Origin of the sequence: Halomonas jincaotanensis (genome assembly GCF_018448785.1) — a bacterium.
In the GTDB taxonomy this organism is placed as follows: domain Bacteria; phylum Pseudomonadota; class Gammaproteobacteria; order Pseudomonadales; family Halomonadaceae; genus Halomonas; species Halomonas jincaotanensis.
Genome location: NZ_JAHCLU010000009.1, coordinates 148,879 through 172,860, shown reverse-complemented (window position 1 = coordinate 172,860; position 23,982 = coordinate 148,879). Strand labels below are relative to the sequence as shown.

Annotated in this window: 17 protein-coding genes; 4 read left to right on the top strand and 13 right to left on the bottom strand. The window is 64.2% G+C overall.

Annotated elements, in window-relative coordinates; translation table 11 throughout:
* Positions 1 to 16: 16 nt before the first annotated feature.
* The 4 genes from KG088_RS10465 to KG088_RS10450 all read right to left on the bottom strand — a co-directional run bounded on the left by KG088_RS10465 (position 17) and on the right by KG088_RS10450 (position 5,713).
* Positions 17 to 1,534: an exopolysaccharide biosynthesis polyprenyl glycosylphosphotransferase gene (locus KG088_RS10465; protein WP_250148183.1), complete on the bottom strand. Its 1,518-nt coding sequence runs from the start codon at positions 1,532 to 1,534 to the stop codon at positions 17 to 19.
* 321 nt (positions 1,535 to 1,855) lie between these two features.
* A complete protein-coding gene (locus tag KG088_RS10460) occupies positions 1,856 to 4,081 on the bottom strand; it encodes a polysaccharide biosynthesis tyrosine autokinase (RefSeq protein WP_213825467.1) in 2,226 nt (741 codons plus the stop codon).
* 55 nt (positions 4,082 to 4,136) lie between these two features.
* Positions 4,137 to 4,574, bottom strand: a complete 438-nt coding sequence (locus tag KG088_RS10455) for a low molecular weight protein-tyrosine-phosphatase (RefSeq protein WP_213825466.1) — start codon at positions 4,572 to 4,574, stop codon at positions 4,137 to 4,139.
* 20 nt (positions 4,575 to 4,594) lie between these two features.
* Entirely contained in the window at positions 4,595 to 5,713 is a 1,119-nt protein-coding gene (locus tag KG088_RS10450) for a polysaccharide export protein (protein WP_213825465.1), read from the bottom strand.
* A gap of 794 nt (positions 5,714 to 6,507) precedes the next feature.
* Between KG088_RS10450 and KG088_RS10445 the strand changes: the two genes are divergently transcribed.
* The 4 genes from KG088_RS10445 to KG088_RS10430 all read left to right on the top strand — a co-directional run bounded on the left by KG088_RS10445 (position 6,508) and on the right by KG088_RS10430 (position 10,553).
* Positions 6,508 to 6,840: a hypothetical protein gene (locus KG088_RS10445; protein ID WP_213825464.1), complete on the top strand. Its 333-nt coding sequence runs from the start codon at positions 6,508 to 6,510 to the stop codon at positions 6,838 to 6,840.
* Between the two features lie 55 nt (positions 6,841 to 6,895).
* Positions 6,896 to 7,552 carry a hypothetical protein gene (locus tag KG088_RS10440; RefSeq protein ID WP_213825463.1) on the top strand — a complete coding sequence of 219 codons (657 nt, stop codon included), beginning with the start codon at positions 6,896 to 6,898 and terminating at the stop codon, positions 7,550 to 7,552.
* 74 nt (positions 7,553 to 7,626) lie between these two features.
* Entirely contained in the window at positions 7,627 to 8,418 is a 792-nt protein-coding gene (locus KG088_RS10435) for a capsule biosynthesis GfcC family protein (protein WP_213825462.1), read from the top strand.
* On the top strand, positions 8,415 to 10,553 hold the full coding sequence (locus KG088_RS10430) for a YjbH domain-containing protein (RefSeq protein ID WP_213825461.1): 2,139 nt from the start codon (positions 8,415 to 8,417) through the stop codon (positions 10,551 to 10,553). Before KG088_RS10435 ends, KG088_RS10430 begins: the two co-directional genes overlap by 4 nt.
* Before the next feature lie 139 nt (positions 10,554 to 10,692).
* On the opposite strand, the gene KG088_RS10425 is transcribed toward KG088_RS10430, so the two are convergent.
* The 9 genes from KG088_RS10425 to KG088_RS10385 all read right to left on the bottom strand — a co-directional run bounded on the left by KG088_RS10425 (position 10,693) and on the right by KG088_RS10385 (position 23,962).
* Positions 10,693 to 12,321 (bottom strand): glucosamine inositolphosphorylceramide transferase family protein, encoded by a 1,629-nt coding sequence (locus KG088_RS10425; protein WP_213825460.1) that lies wholly within the window; start codon positions 12,319 to 12,321, stop codon positions 10,693 to 10,695.
* 164 nt (positions 12,322 to 12,485) lie between these two features.
* Positions 12,486 to 14,498, bottom strand: coding sequence for a glycosyl hydrolase family 28-related protein (locus KG088_RS10420; protein WP_213825459.1), 2,013 nt, complete (start codon positions 14,496 to 14,498; stop codon positions 12,486 to 12,488).
* On the bottom strand, positions 14,495 to 15,484 hold the full coding sequence (locus KG088_RS10415) for an EpsG family protein (RefSeq protein ID WP_213825458.1): 990 nt from the start codon (positions 15,482 to 15,484) through the stop codon (positions 14,495 to 14,497). The genes KG088_RS10420 and KG088_RS10415 overlap by 4 nt, the downstream gene beginning before the upstream one ends.
* A 60-nt stretch (positions 15,485 to 15,544) precedes the next feature.
* Positions 15,545 to 16,723: a glycosyltransferase gene (locus KG088_RS10410; RefSeq protein ID WP_213825457.1), complete on the bottom strand. Its 1,179-nt coding sequence runs from the start codon at positions 16,721 to 16,723 to the stop codon at positions 15,545 to 15,547.
* 66 nt (positions 16,724 to 16,789) lie between these two features.
* Positions 16,790 to 17,755, bottom strand: coding sequence for a hypothetical protein (locus tag KG088_RS10405; RefSeq protein WP_213825456.1), 966 nt, complete (start codon positions 17,753 to 17,755; stop codon positions 16,790 to 16,792).
* A gap of 26 nt (positions 17,756 to 17,781) precedes the next feature.
* A complete protein-coding gene (locus tag KG088_RS10400) occupies positions 17,782 to 19,125 on the bottom strand; it encodes a DUF4910 domain-containing protein (protein WP_213825455.1) in 1,344 nt (447 codons plus the stop codon).
* A gap of 93 nt (positions 19,126 to 19,218) precedes the next feature.
* Positions 19,219 to 21,603 (bottom strand): polysaccharide biosynthesis tyrosine autokinase, encoded by a 2,385-nt coding sequence (locus KG088_RS10395; RefSeq protein WP_213825454.1) that lies wholly within the window; start codon positions 21,601 to 21,603, stop codon positions 19,219 to 19,221.
* Positions 21,604 to 21,623: 20 nt separating this feature from the next.
* A complete protein-coding gene (locus tag KG088_RS10390; RefSeq protein WP_213825453.1) occupies positions 21,624 to 22,751 on the bottom strand; it encodes a polysaccharide export protein in 1,128 nt (375 codons plus the stop codon).
* 254 nt (positions 22,752 to 23,005) lie between these two features.
* Positions 23,006 to 23,962, bottom strand: coding sequence for a polysaccharide deacetylase family protein (locus tag KG088_RS10385; RefSeq protein ID WP_213825452.1), 957 nt, complete (start codon positions 23,960 to 23,962; stop codon positions 23,006 to 23,008).
* Positions 23,963 to 23,982: the final 20 nt, after the last annotated feature.

Genomic DNA, 23,982 nt, shown 5'->3' with positions numbered 1-23,982 from the left:
CGACAAGCGCCGGGGGTCAACGCGATCCGAACCCGGTGAAGATGGTGCGAAGGGTGCGGATGGTGATCAGCACGTCGAGCCAAAACGAGAAGTGCTTGATGTAGTAATAGTCGTACTCGAGCTTGCGGGTCATGCCATCGACCTCGGCGGCGTAGCCTTGTTCGACCTGGGCCCAGCCGGAGATGCCGGGGCGCACCACGTGACGGTAATGAAAATAGGGCACGTCGTTGCGGTACCACTGCGATAGGTCCATGGATTCAGGGCGCGGGCCGATCAGGCTCATGTCGCCCTTGAGCACGTTGAACACCTGGGGCAGCTCGTCGATGCGGTACTTGCGGATCACGCGGCCGACGCGGGTGATGCGCGGATCATGGCCTTCCTGGGTGAAGCCGGTGCCTTGATGGTCGGTGTACATGCTGCGGAACTTGTAGACCGTGAACGGCCGGCAGTGCAGGCCCATGCGCTCCTGCGTGAACACCGCTGGCCCTGGGCTCTCCAGGCGGATGGCGAGGGCGGTGACGCCCATGATCGGCAGCAGCAACGGCATCAACAGCACCACGCCCACGACGTCGAGCAAGCGCTTGAGCAACTCGTAGCCCTCGTCGGGCTGCATGTTGCCCAGGCGGTTGTCGTGTAGATAGACCCGCCCGGTGAGCATTTCGAAGGTGTTGGTGGCGTGGTAGACCGGGATGCGGTGTAGCGTGCAGTCGGACAGGAAGCGCTGCCAGGTGAACGAGAGGCCGGAGCGCAGGTCGGCCACCACCCCGTCGACGCGGGTGCCGTCAAGGCTCGGCTCCTCGAGGAAGCGCCAGTCCACCGCCGGGTCCTGACACAGTTCCCAGGTCTTGCCGTAGGGCACCACCGCGAGGCGCAGCCGCCGATGCGCTACCGAGAGCCGGTAGCCGGCGGTGAAGACGGCCGCCGCCACCGCGTAGCTGAACAAAAGGTGCGCGCCGGCGTAGGGTAGGCTGAGCAGTTCCAGCGCGCCCCACAGCAGGCCGTAACAGGTGGTCAGCGCTGGCACCACCAGGTGGTCGGCGCGGGTGCCCGGCAGGCGCGAGAGGCGCTGCACGGCGACGATCGCTGCCAGGTAGGCGGCGATGGAGCCGCCCAGCGCGATCCATTGCGCCGCACTGGCCTGCTGCCAGAAGGCCCAGCCCCAGTTGACGCCGGCCGGCAGCACGATGGCCACGACCAGTCCGGCCAGGAGTTGGGCGCGCCTGCTGTGCAGGAGTCGCTGATGGAGGGCGGTGTGGCGGCGACGCAGCTCCAGCTTGGTGTCGTCTTCGCTAGGCTTGACCTGGCGGAAGTGCCGGCCAGGCGGGTCGCCGGGAGCCGGACCGCTGTTGCGGACCCTGGTTTCGTTCGCCTGGGTCTCGTTCGCCGGAGTCTTGGTTGACAGAGTCTCGTTGCGGCGGTTGGAGACGGCCTGGCCACCTTCGCTTTCCTTGCGCGACATGGTCTCGGCGTTGCGCTTCACCCGCCTGGAAGGCTTGTGCCACTCGAGCTCACCATCCACGAGGACTTTTGTCATGGTCGGACCCCCGCGCCTCGCGGCGCCTACATGTGACGTTATGTCACTGAGTGTTTTGTTTCGTCACCTCCTATCCTGACATTTTGTAACGTTTTGTTATGCTGATTTTTACCCATTTTCCACTGCTAATCGGGCCATCACTCCGGCACTCATAATGTCTGAGATCCGGCCCGTGCGAGTAGCAGAAAACTACTTATTTTAGAACAACTTACTTTTATAAATGTCTACTTTTAGAGCTGCTTATTTGTAGAACTGCTTATCTTGCAGAACTAGCTACTTGCATAACCACTGACTCGTAGAACTGCTTACTTGTAGAGTCACTTACTTGTAAGAGTACTGGTAGTACCCGTAGCCGTAACTGGTGGCCGCCTTACGCTCCATGGCGTTGAGGATGGCGCCCTTGACCGTCACGCCGCCGGCTTCCAGGCGCTTGCGCGCGATCTGCAGCTCGCGGACCGGGTTGGTCTGGAAGCGCGCCACCATCAGCGTGGTGCTGCACTGGGCGCCGACCAGCACCGCGTCGGTCACCGCCAGCACCGGCGGGGTGTCGACCACCACCAGGTCGTAGCGGCGGCTGGCTTCCTCGAGGAAGCGGGTGAAACCGCCGGTCATCAGTAGCTCCGAGGGGTTGGGCGGTGCGGTACCCCGCGACACGTAGTCCAACCCGGCGATGTCGGTTGTGCGGATCGCGCCATCGATATCCAGGCGCCCGCTGAGCAGCTCCGAGAGCCCGCCTTCGCTCTTGTCATTGAAGGCATGATGCACGTGGCCCTTGCGCATGTCGGCGTCGACCACCAGCACGCGCTGGCCGGCCTGGGCGCAGATGGCGCCGAGGTTGATGGTGACGAAGCTCTTGCCGATGCCGGGGCTGGGCCCGGTGATCATCAGGCGGTTGTCGGAGGCCTCGAGCATGGCGAAGTGCAGGCTGGTGCGCAGGCCGCGCAGGGCCTCGGTGGAGGTATCCGCCGGGGCGCGCTCGGCCAGTACGCCGCTGACCACCTCGCGCGAGTTACTCTGGTTGCGCCCCTTGATGCGCCGCACCAGCTTGCGCTGCTCGTCGGACAGCGGCACCGTGGCGTAGACCGGCAGCCCGGCGTCCTCGAGCTGCTCGGGGGCTTCCACGCCGCGGTTGAGCAGGCCGCGCACCAGCACGATGCCCACCGCGAGCATGCCGCCCAGCAGAGTGGCCAGCACCACGATCAGCGGCCGCTTTGGCTCGATGGGGATCGTGCTGGCGTGGGCGCTGTCGATGATGCGCACGTTGCCCACGGTGCCGGCACGTGCGATCTGCAGCTCCTGCATCTTGTTGAGCATGTTGACGTAGATGGCCTGGGTGACTTCCACGTCGCGGGTACGCCGCACCACTTCCTGCTGCGAGGCGGGCAGCTGGTCGACGCGCTGGTTAAGTTCGGCGCGACGTTCCTCGAGCTGGTTCTTCTGACGCAGCAATGCCTGGTAGTTGGGGTGCGTGGTGGTGTAGCGCTGGGCCATCTCGGCTTCCTGGAACTCCAGTTCGCTGAGGCGGCTGTCGAGTTCGACGAACTGCTGAATGGCGGCCTGGGCCTCGGAGGTCAGATCGACGCTGTCCTGCTCCACTCGATACTCGCTGAGGCGCTCCTCGGCGGCGTCCAGCTCATCGCGTATCTCAGGGGCCTGCTGCTCGAGGAACTCCAGGCTGCGCTCGGCCTCGGCCGACTGGCGCCGGACGTTCTGCTGCAGGAAGGTCTCGGCGACGCTGTCGAGGCGCTCGCTGATCTCCTGGTGGTCGGTGCCGGTCAGGGTCAGGCGCAGCATGCCGGTGCTGGTGTTGCGCCCGCCGCCTACCTCACTGACGTTGAGGCGCTGCGACAGGTCGCGGATGGCGGCGCTGCGCGAGCGCTTGACCAGGGTGAATTCCGCACCCGGCGCGGCCTGCAGCTCGGCGAGGCGCAGCTGGATGTCGCCGCCCTCGAAGCTGGCCAGCTCGCCGACCCGGGCCTCGCCCAGCTCGCGGGGGGCCTCCTCGTCCTCGAGGGTCACCCGGTAGCGTTCGTCCTCGAGCGCGGTGACGGTAAGCGGGATGCCCAGCAGCGGGTCGGCGACGTCGAGGCGGCCGAGCTTGAGCGTCTCGTTGCCCCAGACGTACGCCCCGCCTTTCAGCAAGGCGGGGCGCGGGATGCCCTGACGGCGGATGAAGCCACCGACCACGGGCACGCTGCGCGGCGCCACCACGGTGTCCAGGCCGGTGCGTTCGACTACCTGGCCGAGCACCATGCGCGACTGCAGGATCTGCACCTCGGCGGCGGTGTTGCTCTCGGGGGTGGGGCCCACCGCATCCCCCATGACGTTGGCGAGATCCCCCAGCGGGCTCAGCGAGGAGCGCTGCTCCACCTGCACCAGGGCATCGCTCTGGTAGATGGGAGTCGCGAGCAGCGCATAGACCACGCCGATGGCGGTGAACAACAGAGTGATGAACAGGATCATCCACTTGTGATCGAGCAGCAGCCCGAACAGCCGCCCGAGATCGATCTCGTCGGCGGGCGTGGTGTGGGAGGTATTCTCGGTCATGGGAACCTTGGGATGTTGGGGAGCGATGCGTGTCGCGTACGCCCGGGCCAAGCGGTCAGATCCGCTTGGCCCAGGTGGACGTGGCGTCGGTGAGCAAGCCGTGGACGTGCTCGAAGGCCGCATCGCTCTTGCGGTACGGATCGGGGATGTCGCGCCCCTTGCCATGGTCGAGCCAGCGGCCGAGCAGCAGGGTCTTGCCCAGGGCCTCCGGCGCCAGATCACCGACCGCGCGACGCTGACCTTCGCTCATGACCAGGATCAGGTCATGGGCGGTCAACATCTCGCTTCTGAGCTGACGGGCGCGGTGGGCGCTGACATCCAGCCCGTCGGCTTCGGCCAGGCGACGCGCCTGGGGGGCCACTTCATGCCCCTCCAGGGCGCCCAGGCCGGCCGAAGCGATCTCTCGCTCCGGCAACAGACGCGCGAGCATGGCGGCGGCGACCGGGCTGCGACAGATGTTGCCGGCACACACGATGAGGATGCGCTGAAACATGATCTCGGCGGTGTCCTCGTTTACAGGTCGCCCACATCGGTGGCGCTGGAGGCGATGTCACCCGGCAGCACCAGCGACGGCAGCAGCAGGCTGATCACGCGGTTCCAGCGGGCCACCGGCGCGGTGGTGACGTAGATCACGTCCTCGGGCTCAAGCTCGAAGTGGGTGCCCATGCTGAAGGCCACGGCGTTGCTGACGTCGAGCTGGAAGACGGTGGCGAGCTTGTCCTGCTGCTGGATGCCGTTGGTGCGAATAACGAAGATGCCGGTGGGTTCGGCGGTCTCCTCGCTGATGCCTCCGCTGCGCGAGATAGCATCGGTGAGCGACATCCGCTCGTTGCCGAGTGGCAGGTTGCCGGGGGTGCGTACCTGGCCCATGACCGCCACACCCAAGTTCTCGGCGCTGGGCACGTGGACCACGTCGCCGTCGCGCAGCAGGCGGTTCTGGCTCTGATCGCCCTGGCGGGTCAGGGCATACAGCGAGATGCGCTCCTCCTCGCCGTCGCGGGTCAGGACCACCTCGTGCCAGTTGGCGTTTTCCTGGGCGCCGCCGGCCTGACTGACGGCGTCGAGCAGGGTCATGGGGATGCTGGTAATCGGCAACGTGCCGGGGGTCTCCACCGCGCCGCTGACGTAGACCTTCTTGGAATTGAAGGCGGCGATCCGCACGTCGACCTGGGGCTCGGTGAGGTAATTGGCCAGGCGCCGGGCGATTTCGTCGCGGATCTCATCGAGAGTGCGTCCACCCACCTCGATCCTGCCGATGTAGGGGTAGAAGATGGTGCCGTCGCTGCGCACCTCGTTGCCGGCCTCCTCGGCGCTGCGCTCGCTGCCCGCGGGGATGGTCAGCTCGGGGTGATCGTAGACGATGACGGTGAGCACGTCGCCGGGGCCGACATGGTACTTGTAGTTGTCGATCGCCTCGCGCAGGTCACTGGGCATCGGCGTCACTCGGCTGACCACGTCGCGATAGTTGGCCACCATGGCGGGGGTAATCGGCTGAATGTCGACTAGATCGTCGATCGGCGCCGTTTCGGCGTCATAATCGATATGCCCGCCGGGCGCCATGGCGCAGCCGGTAAGCAAGACGACGGTGCCCGTCAGGGCCATGTATTGGGTGAATCGGCGAATTCGGCGCATGCGTAACGACCTCTATATTGTTCGACGCGGGTGCTGTGAACACACCGCCCTGCTCAATGCAGCCGATACGGCGACTACGTAGCGGGGACGATGAATACCCTCAAGGTTACACCATGTAAGTGGATGTGAACATACATTACAGGACTGGAGACACAACTTTCGCGGCGTTTCCGTCGCGAAGGGCGCCATCGGCCGCCGATCGGGCCGCTGCAGGCCAGTGGAGAATGTCGCTGACGGGCGCGCTTCAGGCGTCTGGACACGCTACCGCCCCGGCGTGTGATGACACATTCCGAGGCCGGTGTGGCGTGTCATCTGGCGGCAGCCTGCCCGACACAGATGACAGCATCACGGCATTACCGGAGCACCGGGAACGCCTTATTTACTGTTTTTTTGGATTTTTTTGCCCTGACAACACTATCCAGCGCGCCGCGTATGCTACACAATCCCTACTTTAAGAACTAGTAATTTCACCTTTGTTTTTTCAAATATCAGAGATCTCCTACATAAACAGTATGAGATTACGCTCATGATATTTACGTCGTTCTCTGAACACCCTCGCGCCGCCGGGGGGCTAAGGTGCATAACGAAAGAATGACGGCATACAGGTTTAAGCATTAGGGGAGACGTTCGGACTATACTACTGCGGAACAAACCGTTACGATTCGTATCCAGGTTGCCCGGGTTACCCAGCTCGGGTTAAAAAGACCCGGGTTAACAAGATTCGGGTTAACAAGACCCGGCTTAACAAGATTCTGGTTAACAAGACCAGAGTTAACAAGAAAAGGAGCTCCACCATGAAGAAGCAGATTGCGTTGATGGCCATCGCCGGGATGTTGAGCGCCCCGCTGGCCCTGGCCCAAGGCACTGAGCCGGCCGGCGCGGCCGCCGGGGCGGGGAGCTCAGCGGGCGGCGCCGCCGGGGCCGGGGCCGCTTCCGCCGCGGGTGCCGGAGCGGCCAGTGCCGGGGGCTTCGCCGGTCTGGCGGCCGCCACCGGGCTCTCCACGGCGGCGCTCGCCGGCATCGGCGTAGCGGCAGGCTTGGGCCTGGCGACGGCGGTAGCCGCCGGCGGTGGCTCCGGCTCCGGTGGCACCGGCACCGGCACCGGCACCACCACTGGCACCAACTGAGCCGGTGCGCGTGATGCCCAAAGGCCTGGTGCGGCATTGTCGGGGAGGCCAACGCGTGCGCCTCTTGGGCGTGGCGGCGGTCGCGGCGGCTGTACTGGGTGGCTGCGCCAGCGGTGGCGCCTCGCCGCTTGGTAACGCGGTGTCGAACTGGTTACCGGGCGATACCTCCGCCGCTGAGCGCGCCGAGGCGATCGAGTTCGCCACGCTCGCCGTGGATACCGAAGATCGCGCCGGTGTGGTGGTGCTGGGGGCGATGGCTGGGCCGGCCACCTACTGGCCGACCGGTAACGAGGGCATGCTGGTGCTCTACCACGAGGGGCTACAGGCGACCTCGGGGCTGCGCGAGGACCTGCTCGACACCCGCTTCCTGCCGCTGGGGGGCGAGACGCCCCACGCCCCGGACTTCGTACCCTGGCGACAGGCATCGCCCGAACCCTTCCGGCTCGAGCGCCGCTGGCAGACCGCCGATGGCTTGCCGCGACAACTCGGCGCCCGCGGCACCCTGGCGTGTGGCGAGGCCACGGCCCACGAGCTGCCGCTCGGCCCGCGCACGCTCGAGCCCTGCACAATGCAGCTGGCGTGGGAGGACGGCAGCCATACCCGCGCCGTGCTATGGCGCGATGCCGAGACCCAGCGTTTATGGGCCGGCGATAGCGTACCGTGGCCCGACGGGCCCAGGATTCGCTGGCGGGTCGCGCGAGCCTGGTGGTGACGCGCCGATTCATCCGCACACTGACATGGCGCTTGTGCCATGCACGATGGGCAAGGTAACCAATGAAGCGAACCATGACGGGTAGCGCCACTCGCCTGGCGGCCGCCCTGCTGGCCGGCCTGTGGCTGGGAACGGCAGCCAGTGGCGCCCTGGCCCAGGGCGCCGACACCCCGACGCTGGCCGATGCCTGGCTGCGCTGGCAGCAGGAGCATCCCGCCCCGGTGGCCTGGCAGCAGGCCTTTGCCCTGCGCCATGACACCGCCGCAGCGCTCGCGGAGCGCCGCCGGCAGCTGATGGCCGAGCTGGGCACGCTGGCGGTGAGCGCGCGGGTGGCCGGCGACTCGGCGCGCGAATCCGCCCTGCTGGCGTGGCGCGAGCGGCTTGCCGAGTGGCGCCTCGAGGAGGCGCGTACTCCCGGACGCCTGGACCTGCCGTGGCTGGGGGCCAACCTGCGCGACAACCCGCCGCTTTCACGCATCGCTCACCTGGGCGTCTGCGTTCGCTCGAGCTGGGTGGAGCTGTGGAGCCGCGACGGCGTGACGCGGATCGACTGGGTGCCGGACCTGACCCTGTCGGCGGCCCTCGAGGCACTCTCCCCGGCGGCCGCCGACGGTGTCGACCATGCCGCCTTGATCACCCCCGAGGGTAGAATCTGGCGGCGCGGGGTCGCGGCCTGGAACCATCAGCGTACGCCGCTGGTGCCGGGTTCGCGGGTCGTGCTGGAGCTGCCGACCCGCCAGGGGCTGCGCGGCGCCCTGCCCTTCCCCGGCACCACCCATGAAGCTGAGCTGATCAACACGCATCTGCCGGAGCTGCTGGCCACGCGCCTGCCCGGCGACGACTGCCGCCTACGGAAGGTGCCATGAATAAAACGTCATCGCTTGCCTGGCTTCGCCCCACGCCAAGCCCCGCGTCGTCGCGCTGGGGCCCCGTCCTTTCCTGCGTGCTGCTCTCGGGGGCGGCGGCCTCAGCCCAAGCGGACGGCCTGGCGGGCGAGCTGGGGGCCGGCCAGGGCGACTACGGCGGCGTGGGCTTGATGCAGACCCCTACCGCGCGCATGGCGCCGGAAGGGACCATGTCGATCGCCGCCAGCCGTACCGACCCCTACCGGCGCTATAGCGTGTTCCTGCAGCCCCTGGAGTGGCTGGAGGGCGGCTTCCGCTACGTGGAGATCGAGGACCGGTTGTTCGGCGAGTCCATCGCCGGGAACCGTCGCTACCTCGACAAGGGCTTCGACATGAAATTGCGGCTGCTGGAGGAGAATCGCTACTGGCCGCAGCTGGCGCTGGGCTTTCGCGATGTGGGCGGCACCACACTGTTCGGGGCCGAATATCTGGTGGCCAGCAAGCGCTGGTACGACCTGGATGTCAGCCTGGGCGTCGGCTGGGGGCATCTGGGTAACGCCGCAGACATCGACTCGCCGCTGGGCTGGGCCAGTGACCGCTTCGACGAGCGCCCTCGGCGTGCCGGCGGCGACCGCGGCGGCGAGTTCGCTGTGGACGCGCTATTCCGGGGTCCCGTGGCGCTGTTCGGCGGCGTCGAGTACCAGACCCCCTGGGAGCCGCTGGTGCTGCAGCTGGAATATGAGGGCAACGACTACGGCAGCGAGCCCCTCGACAACGACCAGGAGCAGGATTCGCGCTTCAACGTCGGCGCACGGCTGGCGCTGTCCGACAACCTTGAACTGCGCGGTGGCTGGCAGCGCGGCAATACGGCCATGGCCGGCCTGACCTACAACATCGACCTCGCCGGGCTGAGCCAGGTCAAGCGCGACCCCGAGCCGGCGAGCGTCGATGCGCCACCCCGCGAGGACTGGGCCGAGGTAGCCCGCGAGCTGGAGCACAATGCGGGCATGCGGGTGGCACGTATCGAGGAGGATGGCGTGGGGCTGCGCGTGGTGGCCGAGCCGTCGACCTTCCGCTCGCTGGCACAGAGCGAGGGACGCGCCGGGCGGATCCTGCATGCGCAGGCGGACGAGGACATCGAGCGCTTCCACTATCAATGGCAGAACCGTGGCATGAGCCTGCGCGAGGACGTTCACCAGCGCGACGCCTTCGTGGCGGCGGCGCGCTCCAGCGAGCACGAGGTGCGGCATCGGCATGGCATTTACGCGCATGCCAGTCTGGAAAATGGCGACGAAACCCTCTACCGCGGTGAGCCGCGGCGCTTCGACTGGCGCCTGGGCCCGCGCCTCGACCAGAACTTCGGCGGGCCGGACGGCTATCTTTACCGCCTGATGGCGGTGGCCGACGCCGAGTACCACACCGACCCCAACGGCTGGTTCTCGGGCACGCTGGCGTGGACCCTGTTCGACAACCTGGACCGCTACGACTATCGCGGCCCTTCGCAGCTGCCTCGCGTGCGCACCTTCATCGGCGACTACCTGGCCGAGTCGAGCCTGGGTATCGAGAACCTCCAGTACACCCGCACCGGGCAGCTGGGCGAGGACTGGTATGCCATGGGCTACGGCGGCCTGCTGGAGATGATGTTTGCCGGCGCCGGTGGCGAGCTGCTCTACCGCCCCTTCGACAGCCCCATCGCGCTGGGGGCCGACGTGAACTGGGTGCGGCAGCGCGACTTCGAGCAGGGCTTTGGGCTGCGCGACTACGATACCTGGACGGGCCATCTGAGCGCCTATGTGGAAACCGGCGTCGAGGATATCCTGGCCAAGCTCAGCGTAGGGCGCTATCTGGCCGGCGACTACGGCTCCACCCTGGACCTGTCGCGGGAATTCGAGTCCGGCGTGCGGGTCGGCGGCTGGGCGACCTGGACGGATGCCGACGACGACTTCGGCGAGGGGGGCTTCGACAAGGGGCTATATGTCTCGATCCCACTGGACGCCTTCTTCACCCGCTCCAGCCGCGACAAGGCCAACATCTCCTGGCGGCCCCTCACGCGAGATGGTGGGGCCGCCCTGCAGCGCCGCTACTCGCTGTATGAGCTGACCGAGGAGCGCCAACTGGGTCGCTACTGGGACGACTACGCCAAGACCTGGGAGTAAGGGCTTCTCTCCCGCCTGCGATGTTGTGGTGAGAAACGCTGGGGTCAGACGTCAACGCAAGAAGCGCCGGACCGGCAATCCATCTGGACTGCCGGCCCGGCGCTTCAGGGGAGAGATGGCGGCTCGGGAGCGCGCTGGCTCAGTAGTTCTGGTAATTGCCGAGTGGCTCGGGGCTGCCGGTGCTGGCCTGTCGGCGTCTCAGCCGGCGCAGAAGCCAGGCTGACAGCCGCCGATAGCCGGCGAACAGCGAGAATTCATCGGTGTAGAAGTCCATCACCACCTTGCCGTCGTTGATGTCGATGGTGTGGGGTCCGCTGGCATCTGTAAAAGCGACACTGCCCACCATCCGCTCCCGGTAGTCATGCGGCGACAGAGTGACGATTTCACACACCGCCAGCCCATCGCCATAGCCGCGGCAGTTGTTCTGGCCGAAACGGTAGATCTTGCCGCCGGCGACGTGGATCCTGCCGCCCATCCGCGCCGTCCTGGGGTCGATCACGATGGGGTTCCTGGGGTGTGCGGTGTAAGGCCCCTTCAATGCGCGGCTGTAATACACATACAGGCAATTCTCGGCCGAACCCTCGGCGCCGCCGAAGATGTAGTAGACGCCGTCATGACGGAACAAGGTGCCATCCAGCACCCGCTTGTCGTCGAAGCCCTCGAGCGGGATGATCTCGGCGGCGTCGCTGAAGGGATCGGAGATGGCGTAGGGGGGGGAGTGCGAGGATACCTCGGGGAGCAGGTACTCGCGACCCTCCGCGTAAAAGGAGAAGGGGTAGGAGTAGTGGCTGCCCTTGAGGTAGGCCGGCGATGGCTGCAGAGTATCGGCATCGAGCTCCAGGATCTCTCCGATGCCATTGCGCTTGTTGAGCCCCTCCAGGCGTATCGTGCGGCCATCATGGCTGAAGAAGGGATCGGCATAGAAGCTGTAGGCCTTGCCCAGGCGCGGCACCCGGCCGCAGGTGATGCTGAGGTTGGCGATGTCGTCCAGGCCGTCGAAATCGGTGGTGATGACGTTCCAGCGCTTTTCCATCAAGGCGCCGTAGAGGAGTCGCCGAATATAGCGGGTACTCGTCTTGAGAGCGAAGCAGGCAACCGTCAGATTGCCGGGCGTCACGGGCCGGGGCCCGGGCTCGACAGCATCGAGGCGGCGTCCGGCGAGCAGGTTTTCCAACGCGGGCTTGAGGAGCAGCGCGGCGTTACGGTAAAAATCGCTGGCGGTTTTCGAGTAGGAGTAACCATAGGCACGGGAATAGCCGCGCGCCAACGCGACTCGTTCCGCACCGCTCCGGGATTGCGTCTCGACGAGGATCTCGACGCGCTCGGCATCGTGCTGCAGCTCGTGGAAGCCCGGCGCGCCTCCGCGTTCGAGCAGCGGATCACGCTGATGATAGGCGATGATGTCGATGCCGGGGAGCGCCTCCAAGGGCATGGCGAAGTTGATGATCAACTCGATGCCGCGTTGGCGCAGCACCCCGACCTCGGCCGCCGGCAGGCGGTCAGCATCGCCGCCCTTCTGCGTCGCCACGCATCGCGTCTCGATGCCAGATGTCTCCAGGGCGGCCGGTTGCAGCGCCGGTCCCTTGAGAGACAGCGCGCAAAGTGCGCGATAGCCGAGATACTGGAGTTCGCGTGGCGTAGTGTCGGTTTCGCGCGTTCTGATCAACAGCGAAATCTCCAGATAACGCGAAACGCTCTGCAACGCATCGACCTGCCACTGTTTCAGGCCGGTAGGATGCACTACCAGCGCTGCTTTTTTCTTCTTCATTACTCTGCCCCTGCGTCACTTTATCGATGGCCGTTGTATTTTTTTGAGATCTTTTTGCGTACATTTTGGTCGGCCTACGTGATAAAGCTTAAGAATACTGCAGAGTCAATGACAAGCATGGATTTACTGAGCCGGTTGGCCTCATGAAGACTTACGATGCCGCGTCAAGCGAGTTCATGCATTGCGCCGACCAGTTGCTCTGAACATCCCGTCAATGTCCGGATGCTCGGCGACTTCCATCCTCCGGCGACTAGCACTTTCGACGACTCCGGCGCTCGTGTGAGCTCGACGCCGACACGGTCCGTCTCGCTGCCGGTGTTGTAGAACAGACAGCCTGTCAGGTAGATATCGTGGGCTCGTGGGATGTCGGCCACCTCCGCGCCCGAGTCGACGCGGATGAACTCGGCGCCCTGCTCGAGATCGCCGATGAAGCGGCAGTTCGTCATGAAGAAGCAGGGCTCGGCGCTGTCATGCCGGCTGTGGATCATCAGCAGCGGCGAGGCGTCATCCGTACGCGAGAAGCGGCAGTTGTTGACGACGATCTCATTGATCTCGCCGCGTAGATCGACGAACTCGCTGTCATGGGCCCGTATACTGAGGATGCGGCCTGCCCCGCTCAGCCGGGCATTGCTCAGGGTGCAGTGGGCCATCAGGCGCGGTGAGCTGAACAGCGTGTCGTCGATGCTCAGCTGGATGGTGTTTTCGCCCGGGACCCGATACTTGATCACGGCCGGCGACCCGTCCTGAGTCCGGTAATGCCTCACCGTCACGCTGCGGGGGGACTCGCTGGAAAAGGTCGAGACGCTGCCGGGATCCTGCTCGGGGTCATGGACTGCGGCCGGTCTGTCCTGCCAGCACTCGTAGAAGTGGTCGATGGCCACTACCGCCTCCCGGCCCGTGGACACGGCACGCGACTGGGAGCCACCGCCAACATGGTAGTACGAACAATTGCTCAGCCGGGCATTGATGCTCTGGCAGACGAACCCCTGGTCATTGCCATCCGACACGCAGCCCGTGAACGAGACGTGCCCGAGCGCCTCGGGCTCGAGCCCCGAGCCCTGGAAGCCGCGCGAGGTGTTCCGAGCGTAGCAGTCGGTGAAGGTGAACTGCACGGTAGCGCGACCCACGTCTTCGGAGAGCACCCGCGAGGAGCCCACACAGATGAAGCCGGCCTCTTCCTGGTCGAGGGCGGTGCAGTTGCTGCAGGTCACCTGCGAGGCGTTCTCGAACCAGAATCCGGTATTGAACTCCCGGCCGCCATTATTCACTCCCTGATCATGGCCGTAGTGTGCCTGGCAACCGATGAAGCTGACATGGTCGGCGATCTCGTCGAACCCATCACCGGACGCCCCACCCTCGCAGACGAAACCGATGCGGGTGTGGTCCGAGGCGCGGCAGTTGGTGAGCTTGACGTGGTGGCTGCGCTGGATATAGAAACCATCGCCCATCTCCCCCCGGCTGCGGATGGCCTCGACGTTGTCGATCGTCACTCTGTTGGCGAGCTCGCAGCGCAGATTGGCGTTCCAGGAATTTCTGGCCACGCAATTCCTGATCACGACGTCGTCGGCGGAGATGCCGATCGCGTTCCAGCCGGTGAAGGCATCGTAGTTGTCGATCGTCCAGCGGCCGGGATCGCGGCTCACGGCCCCGTCGACGGTGAACCCTTCGTAGACGCCGCTGCCGGTGATATGGAAGAAGTTGTAGTCCTGCCGGCCGCGGTTGCGGGCACGGATCAGGGTGTGCTCGGCGCCGTCACCGAAGGCGCCCGAGCGAACGGCGATGCGCTCGGTGCAAAGGTAGTGGCCGGCCGGGAAATAGACGCTCTTGTAGTGCGTGTTGGCCACCTCCACCGCCTCGAGGATGGCCCGGGTATCGTCCGTGTTGCCATCGCCACGGGCCCCGAAAGCCTCGACGCTGACCGGTCCCAGTGCCGCCAGCGACCCGCCCCGCCACTCGAACAGGCTGCCCTGGGCGGTGATCAGCTGGCCCTCGGCCAGTTCGCCGCGGTAGCGCTTGAGCTCGCGCAGCGAAGCGAGGACCATGACTGCGTGACCGCCCGACTTCCGCACGGTGCCTTGACTGTAGGCGGCGTCGACCCCCAGGGGCACGGACAGGGCGGTGCCGACTGCTGCCGCCCGGAAGATGAACTCCCGGCGTCCGCTAGCTTCTGTCTTCATCGTATCCACCCCAGCGCGTCGAGGCCGAGCCTGGGATACCACTGGGTGAAAAAATAGAACATGAACAGATAGAAAAACACCATCAGCCGCACGCGACTCAGGGAGAGCGAGGCAAGCAGTACCGGCATCAGTCCACTCTCGAAGATTCGTCCCGCCACGGGAAGATACAGGTAGGTCGCCAGGTAGAAGATCAGCATGCCCACGGCCAGCGTATGACGCTGTACGAACTCGGTGCCCTGGGAGAGGTATAGGCAGAACACGATCAGCCAGAAAAGGAAGGCCTTGCCCGAGATGACGCTGCCGAACAGCTCATATTGATCCTGGCGTGCACCCAGTTGCTGAGCGATCGTCAAAGAGAAGATACCGACCCCGGTCACCAGCAGGAAGAACAGCACGAGCTTGGGGCCAGTGCTCAACTTGAGCTTGTCGATCTGCTTCTGCAAGAGGATCACGAACAGGATGAAGAAGAAGGAGGCATGGATGAAGGGAGTCAGCAGGATGACCAGGCTGCGCTTCTTGCCTGACATGCCCAGCCAGCCCAGCAAGAAGACCGAGATGGCAACGCCCTGCCTGAGGTGGGCGACGTAGTTCTTGAGGAACTGAGGCAGCAGAAGGAAGCATAGCAGCAGGACGAAGAACCTCAGGTCGTAGCTGAGCACGCAATACGCCGACACGAAGGAGGCGATGAAGACGTAGAACTTGATCGCGGCGGCAGGGTCATCGAAGACCCGCTGCAGCCCGAAGTTCATCAGCCGCCACAGGGGTTCGTTAGTGAGGAACGACATGATGCCATCCGTCCAGTACCCGATCAGGATGATATCGGCGTAGTTGAAGTGAGTGACGTAGCTCAGCCGGTCGATGACGTAGAAGGAATCGAAGGTCGTCGCGAAGTAGGCAAAGATCGTTGCCACGATGGAAATCGCCAATGACCTGGGTATCGCGGCGGGTCTGATGGTGTAGCCCCGCAAGAACTCTGCACTCACCATGACGTGTCTCCTGCATTCGACCACGCTTGGCATGGCCGTTAATGTTGTTTGGTTAACTTGCTACAGCGACCTAGTGTCGTTGCTGACCTTCAGGTTCACGCGGGCGGTCTCACCGTTCTTGCCCTGGACGAGCAGTGCCTCGTCGAGGTAGCGCCTGGCGATCCTGGTCGGCTCGAAGTCCAGGCTTCTGGCCACGCGTGAATCGTAGGTTCCGGCGGGTGACACGAGCGAGCGTGACATCGCCTGCGCCAACTCATGCGGGGCGTCGGGCTCGACCAGGAGGCCGTGCTTGCCATTCTCCAGGATCAGGCCAGAGGCCCCCGGGCAGGCGCTGGCCACGATCGGGGTGCCGACAGACAGCGCCTCCATGAGCGCATTCGGGAACCCTTCCCAGCGCGACGAGGAGACGAAGATTTCGGCGTGGCGGATGAGCGCCTTGGGGGAAGCCATGAAGCCGGTGAAGTGCACCCGCTGCGCGACCTCATACCGCCTGGCCTGCTCCATCAGGGCGTCCTTCAGCGGCCCGTCTCCCATGATGACGAGATGCAGGCTGTCATCCTTCATCAGGGCAAAGGCCTCGATGAGGACATCGAAGCCCTTCTGTTCGGAGAGCCGGCCCATGGCGCAGATGTAGCGCACGCCGCTCAAGGAGGCGGGAATGGCAGGGTCGGGCGCGGCGTCGCCCGTGATCTTGACGGGGTTACCGATGTACAGCCGGTTCTCGCAGACGCGGATTCCGTTTGCCTCGAGCGAATCGAGGATATCCTTAGCGATGATCACCGTGGCATCCGCCCTGGGATACAGGACCTTCATGAACAGCGCATGAATCGCCTGGTGCAGGCGATTGCCGCCGGTTTCCTGCCTCGGTCGGAAGACATTCGCCTCACGAATCACTAGCCGACACGCCTTGCCAGAGAACATGCGCGCCAGGAGCGCGACGATATTGGCCTCGGACATCGTCGACAGGATCGCTTGAGGGTTCTCTTCCTTGATGTAGTTGACCAGCGATGGCAACGACTTGATGGTACGGCTCTTGCCGAACTCGATGATGCGGACCGAACCAGAGACATCCCGCCGGTAGCAGCCGTCGCCGACGCCGCGCGCCAGCACCAGATGCACGGGGTGGTCTGTGAGCCGACTGAACTCGTTGGCCAGGTTGACGAAGACGCGCTCGGCCCCACCCCCGTTGAGTGAAGGAATGAAAAGAGTAATCGGCCGGCATGTGTCTGGCTTTTCCATAAGCACTCCGGGCATGAGAGTTGTCGGGTCCGGCACGTTGGAGTCGGTGGGCCGTGAGTCTGCCAATTAGCGCTCAGCGGGTGACATCGATGGCGTCATCCGCTGAGCGGTGGCGGGCTCCTCGCGACTCGCCGGGGGCTCGTACAAGGGGATCCGGGGATGCAGCAGCGACGAGGCGTTGAGGACACGGAGTTCACACCCATCGGGCTTGAGCAGGTCCTGGTCTAGCAGCATCACCAGTTCGTCCATGGTGATATTGCTGATGGCCTTGTTCACCGTATCGTGGACCTTCCCTCTCTGCTCGTTTAACGGGCGCAGTGTGTCCCGATACTCGTCGCTATCGAAGAAGTAGCCGGAGTTATACAGGTCGATGCCGCCAAGCACGATCTTCTTGTAGCCCAGCTTCCAGCCGAAATAGATGGCCGAGAATAGCGACCCGCGACAGAAGTACAGCAGGTTTCTCTGATCGAGCCCGAGTGAACGCACATAGCGTAAGGACTTCCGCTTGCTCTCCATGCTGCTGCCGTAGAGAGAGTCCTTGTAAAGAATCTGGCTGGCCTCCTTGAGCTCTTCGGGGTAGGCGTTGAAGTCCAACAGTCCGAACTCGAGATCCTTCATCAGCACGCAGGTGTTGTTTTCAAGAAGCTGGAATTTCCGCTTGTTGACCCATTCGAGTATGACCTCCCGATTCGGTGGATACTTGGGTAATTCGAGCATGTAGAAATCAGGAATATGGTCATTCATGATCCAGAAGTTGAAACCTAAGGAGTCGCTGTGTTTGATCTCCTTCCAGGTCTCCTCGGAGATGTCATTGATAGACCCGCCGCTGCCCAGGATGAACAGGGTGTCCGATGACTTCCGTCTCTTCAGCCGTTTCAGGTCCAGCCCCTGGTAGCCGGTCCTTCTGCTCAGCAGGTGGAGTTGCGCCACCCGCTTGTTGAAGAACAAAAAGGTGAGCAGGAAATAAAGCGGGAAGATTCGCTTTTCCGTGAATCTGGTAAGCCGTGTTCTGATGGAGCTCAAGTGTGACATCTGCTGTTTTCCTTGATCCTGATAGGTCATCGGGTCAGTGAGGCTGAAGGCTGCTCGACGCTTTCCGTCTCATCGGTCCCGGTATTGGTCATCTCGACGAGGCCGTGCTGCGCCCACTTCGCCAGGTAGTCCTCCACCATCGCGACCGGCAGCCCGACTCGCCTGGCCAGCACGGCAACGCTGGTCGGCCGGGAAATGGTCGGCATCAACTCCATGAGCTTGCGCATCCCGCGACGCGTCTCGTCGGGTATGTCGCCGAAGGCGACCTGGCCTGGGTCGATGTAGAGGTTGTAGTCGGGGTTGGAGAGGCAGATGTTGCCAATGAAACGCTTGCTGACGATGGCGCTCGATTCCAGCGTATCGATGGCGTGAATGAGCGCATTCACCGCTTCCTCGAGACAGGTACGGTCTATCAGGTCGTAGGTGTCGAGGTCGGTGTGATACTCCGGATAGGGATAGCGCGACAGCGAGGCCATGGGAATGTCGTAGGCTTCCCAGATATATTCGTCGTTGATCAGGGCGCTGGCGAACTCGCCGGTGTGGTGCTGGTAGCCCTTCTCGACCAGGGCATCCGCCAGGCTCAGCTCGATATTGGCCTTGTGTTCCCTGGAGAACTGCAGCGCCAGCTCGGTGGGCGAGCCGAGCATCTCGAGCATCACGCCTTCGAGCAGTGCTTCCCTCTCCTCGGTTGGCAGGTGGCCGAGATAGTACTCATTGCCGAGGATGCCTGGGGCGAGCACCAGCCGATAGCTGAAGTTGGTCTGACGCTTGCTCAGTGCCTCGAACAGGGCCACGCCCACGGCGACGCCCGACAGGCCATCATTGGCGACGCCCGGGTGGTCGAGGTTGGCCCCGAAAACGATGGTCGTCGACGAGCGCCCCTGGAGGGTGTAATCGAGCACCCGCAGGGTGCCGGGGGCCTCCTCGGTCTCGATCTCGACGTCGTAGTCGCCATCCTTCAGGCCATCGTAGAAGGTCTTGGGAACGCAGAAGCCCCAGTCGCGTTCGTGGCTGCGGAACAGCTGGCGGAAATGGAAGGGAATCGCCTCCGGATAGCGATGATCGAAGTGCAGGTGGCGCCTGAGCTCGTCGCGACTCACGGTCCCCTTGAAGGGAACCGACAGGGCCATGACCGCCAGGGGATGGTGGCAGCCGTCGTAGATCGTCTTCCCTTCATGGGCGATATAGGCACGCTTCACGTCCCAGCTCGGCGGAATACGCCAGCCGTTGTATTCGGACCCCGGCGGATAGGTGAGCTCGCGGAACGGCAGGACGTCCTTCATGTAGCGGATTGTCCTGTCGTAGTCGCTGGAGCAGATCACTCGGTTGAGCGGAGTCAGGTCTGCCAGCAACTGCATCATCGTGTCCATAATCTTCCCTTCCGTTTGCATCTTGGCTTACCCCAACGTGCCTTGTTTTTTTCGGTGAAGCGTCAGTAAAGCCTGATGGCTATTGCCGCGACATCATTTATAGGCGTACTGGTAATAGCCGTACGAGTAGTTGGTGACGGCCTTGCGCTCCATGGCATTGAGAATCGCGCCCTTGACCGTGACGCCGCCATTCTCGAGGCGCCGCTTGGCCAGCTGCAGCTCGCGCACCGGGTTGACCTGGTAGCGGGCCACCAACAGCGTGGTGCCGCACTGCGCGCCGACCAGGGCGGCATCGGTCACCGCCAGCGCCGGCGGGGTGTCGACGATCACCAGGTCGTAACGCTTGCCTATCTCTTCCAGGAAGCGGGTGAAGCCGGCGGTCATCAACAGCTCCGAGGGGTTGGGCGGTGCGGTGCCCCGCGCCACATAGTCCAGGCCCTCGATCCCGCTGGAGCGAATGACTCCGTCGACGTCGCGGCGGCCGCTGAGCAGCTCGGACAGTCCCCCTTCGCTCTGCCCGCCCAGGGCGTTATGGAGATGCCCCTTGCGCATGTCGGCATCGACGACCAGCACGCGCTGGCCGGCCTGGGCGCAGATGGCCCCCAGGTTGAGCGCCACGAAGCTCTTGCCGATTCCCGGACTGGGACCGGTGATCATCAGCCGATTGTCGGCCGCTTCGAGCATGGCGAAGTGCAAACTGGTGCGTAGGCCGCGCAGCGCCTCCATCGAGGTATCCGCCGGTGCCCGCTCGGCGAGCACACCATGGGCCACTTCGCTGGCCTCCCGGTCGCTGCGGTGCTTGATACGCTTGACGAGCTTCTTCTGTTCATCGGAGAGCGGCACCGTGGCGTAGACCGGGAGGCCGACCTCCTCGAGCTGCTCAGGCGCCTCGATGCCCTTGTTGAGCAGGCCGCGTGCCAGCACCACGCCTGCCGTGATGAGGCCGCCGAGCACGGTGGCCAGCGCCACGATGAACAGCTGGCGTGGCTGGATCGGCTCTTCAGCGACCAGCGCCTCGTCGATGATGCGCACGTTGCCGACGGTGCCGGCACGGGCCACTTGCAGTTCCTGCATCTTGTTGAGCATGCTGACGTAGATGGCCTGGTTGACCTCCACGTCACGCGTGCGGCGTACCACCTCCTGCTGGGCTTCGGGCAGCTCGTCGACCCGCTCGTCGAGGGCCGCACGCCGCTCCTCCAGCTGGCTCTTCTGGCGCAGCAGCGCCTGGTAGGTCGGGTGAGAGGGGGTATAGCGCTGGGCCATCTCGGCCTCCTGGAACTCCAGTTCGCTGAGGCGGCTGTCGAGCTCGACGAATTGCTGGATGACCGCCTGGGCCTCGGAGTTCAGGTCGACGCTGTCCTGTTCGACACGATACTGGTTGAGGCTCTCCTCGGCGGCGGCCAGCTTGTCGCGCAGCTGTGGCGCCTGCTCGTTGAGGAAGGCGAGGCTCTGCTCGGCCTCGGCGGACTGGCGCTCAACGTTCTGCGTCAGGAAGGTTTCGGTCACGGCATCCAGCGAACGACGGATCGCTTCGGGGTCAGGACCGATGAGCGCCAGGCGCAGCATGCCGGTGCTGGCGCGATTACCCGGGGCCGCGCCTTCCTCGGTAACGGTCAGGCGCTGGGCGAGGTCGCGAGTGGCCATAGGGCGGGTCCGCTTGATCAGGGTGAACTGGGCACCCTCGGGGGCCTGCAGTTCGGCCACGCGCAACCTGATGGCGCCATCGGCGAAATCCGCCAGCTCGCCGACGCGTCCCGTGCCGAGCTCTCGGTGTTCCTCGCCATCCAGGGTGAGGCTGTATTCCCCGTTGCCTCCGGTCCTGAGGATCAGGGGCTCGCCCAGCAGGCGATCGTCGGTCACCTCGAAGAGTCCGAGACGCATATGCTCGCCACCCCAGATCGCGGAGCGACCCCCCAGGATATCGGGGAAGGCGATACTGCCCTTGAAGAAGTCGGGAATGCCGATGCTGCCCTTGAGCATGTCGGGCATCAGCTCGCTCTGCCGAAGCGACTCGGGCAGGGCGATGGCATCGGGCAGCCATCCGGCGATTTCCAGATGTCCCGACAGGATACCGGGACGGGGAATGTCGTGGCGCTGCACGAAATCTCCCACGACCGGCAGCTGCTTGGGCAGGACCTGCGTCTCCAGGCCGACGCGATCCACCACCTGGCCCAGCACCATGCGCGACTGCAGGATCTGCACCTCGGCGGCTGTGCTATTGTTTCTATCGGCCTGAAGCTCCGTATCTCCCATGATGTTGGCGAGATCCCCCAGCGGGCTTACCGAGGAACGCTGCTCGACCTGTACCAGTGCATCACCCTGATAGATGGGAGTCGCCAGCAGCACGTAGATCACGCTGGCGATGGTGAACACGAGGGTGAAGCCGAGGATGACCCACTTGTGGTCGATCAGCAGGCCAATCAGCCTTCCCAGGTCGACTTCATTGCTGTTCTGACGAGGCGTTGCATTGGCATTCATGTGTGTTTCCTTACCTACTCTCACAGACCATTGGCGTCGGTGGCGGTTGCGGCCACGTTGCCGGGAAGCGCCAGCGACGGCACCAACAGGCTGATGACGCGGTTCCAGCGCGCCACTGGCGCCGTGGTCACGTAGACCACATCGTACGGCTCCAGGGGGAAGTCGCTGCCCATGGAAAAGGTCGTGGCGTCGCTGACATCGAGCTGATAGACAGTGGCCAACTTTTCGCTTCCCTCCTCGTGGCCACGGATGACGAAGATACCCGTCGGCTCGGCGGTCTCCTCGCTGAGGCCGCCTGTCCTGGCGATAGCATCGGTCAGGGAGAGCCGTTCATTCCCCGCCAAGACGTTGCCGGGGCGCCGCACCTGCCCCAACACGGAAATGCCCTGATTCTCGGCGCTGGGGACATGTACCACGTCGCCATCGCGCAGCAGACGATTCTGGTCGAGATCGCCCTGGCGCAGGATGGCGTAGAGCGAAAGGCGCTCCTCCCTGCCGTCTCGATTGAGGACCACCTCATGCCAGTTGGCGCTGTCCAGCGCGCCACCGGCCTGGCTGATGGCATCGACCAGGGTCTTGGGCACCACGGTGACGGGCTGGGTGCCGGGAGAGGCGACGGCACCGCTCACGTAGACCTTCTGTGAATTGAAGGCCGCGACCCGCACGTCCACCTGAGGATCGGTGATGTAGGTGGCGAGACGCCGGGCCAGCTCATCGCGAATCGCCGCCAGCCCCCTACCGGCGACCTGGACCCGGCCGATGTAGGGATAGAAGATCGAGCCATCGTGGCGAACCTCATGGCCGACCTCTTCGGCGCTGCGCACTCCCCCGGCGGGAATGGTCAACTCGGGATGATCGTAGACGGTAATGTTGAGCACATCGCCAGGGCCGACACGATAGGTGTAGCCTTCCAGTGCCTGATGCAGGTCGCTGGACATGGGGCGCGCCCGGGGAATGACCTGCCGGTAGCTGGCCACCAGCTCGGGGGTGATGGGCTGGATCTCTACCTGTGCCTCGAGATCCTCGATCGGCTCGACCCGGGCGCTGGCGTCATAGTCGATGTGTGAACCCGGGGCCAGCGAGCAACCCGCCAGGAGCAGAGCACTCAGGATGGCCGCTGTGGATGTAAGACATCGTACTGAAGTCATGGCTAAGCTACTCCGTTCATCCACCGCCGCGTGGCTACGCGGTAAGACACACCGTCGTGTCCGGCAACCCCCCGACGGGGGAGCTGGCGGCACCCTTCTGTAACATTATATTTCTTTTCGTTACATTTTAACTGTCAAAAAAGCTTATTTCCCTCGGCAGGCACGATTAAATAACTAGTACTCAGCGATCGGGCCCAGCGGCGTTAGGGCCCGGCGCTTCGTCAGGGCCCGGCGTTTTGCCAGAGATGAGGGGGTTACTCGGCGGCCGATGCGGCGCTAGTAGGCAGGTCGTTGGTGTCCAGGCGTGGCAGGGCCAGTGGATCGCAGCGATCGATATCGGCGACCCTCACTTCCGTGGTCAGGCCGATCGCACAGCCGCGTGAGCGGAGAATGCCGAGCAGCGACTCGTCGTAGCCGCCGTAGGGGTAGCACATGACCCAGTCCTTTCTGGACACCCCGAGGCGTTCCATGAAGTCCAGGCTGTTGTCGACCTCCTCGATCTGGGCTTGGCGATCGAGGCTATTGAGCCAGTAGTGCTGGCAGCCGTGGCTGCCGATGAACATGCCGGCATCGAGGAGTCCGGTCAGCTCCTTCTCGCTCATATAGAGCTCGGCGGCGAAGTCCTGCTCGTCGCTGGAGACATACTGGCTGAACAGCTCGTCGACCAGGGTCGTACGAAACGCCTCGGGCAGTTCCCGCTGCAAGGCGCGCTTGACGAAGGCGGTGCAGGGGTCATCGTAGCGGCTGTCGCCGGCCAGCCGTGCGAACATCGCTTCGTTGGCCTCCAGGCCGAAGCGGTCGCGTGCCTCGTTCATGGCGCTATAGACGTACTTGACCAGGATCTCGGGGTCGGAGACGCTCGCCAGCACGAAGTGCAGCTTATTGACATCCAGCACCCGCCGATCGACGACCGAGCAGGCCGGAGGAAAGAAGCTACCTTGCCAGCCGCGCTCGCTGAGTAGTGGCAACACGTGCTCGAAATGGTCCATGTAGCCGTCGTCAAACGTCAGCAAAAGGGGGTTCTCGGGCAAGGGCTCGCCGTCGGGGCGGACGGCGGCGATCAGCTGTTCCATGTCGACCACATGGTAATGCCTGTCGATATGGGCAAGCTGGCCGCGGAACCTGTCGAGCTCCAGCGCCTTCAGCTCAGGATAACGGGAATCGGCAAGCGGCCTGACGTAGTGATACATGACGATGGTAAGGTTCTGCATTGTCCTGCTCCTTGGGGATC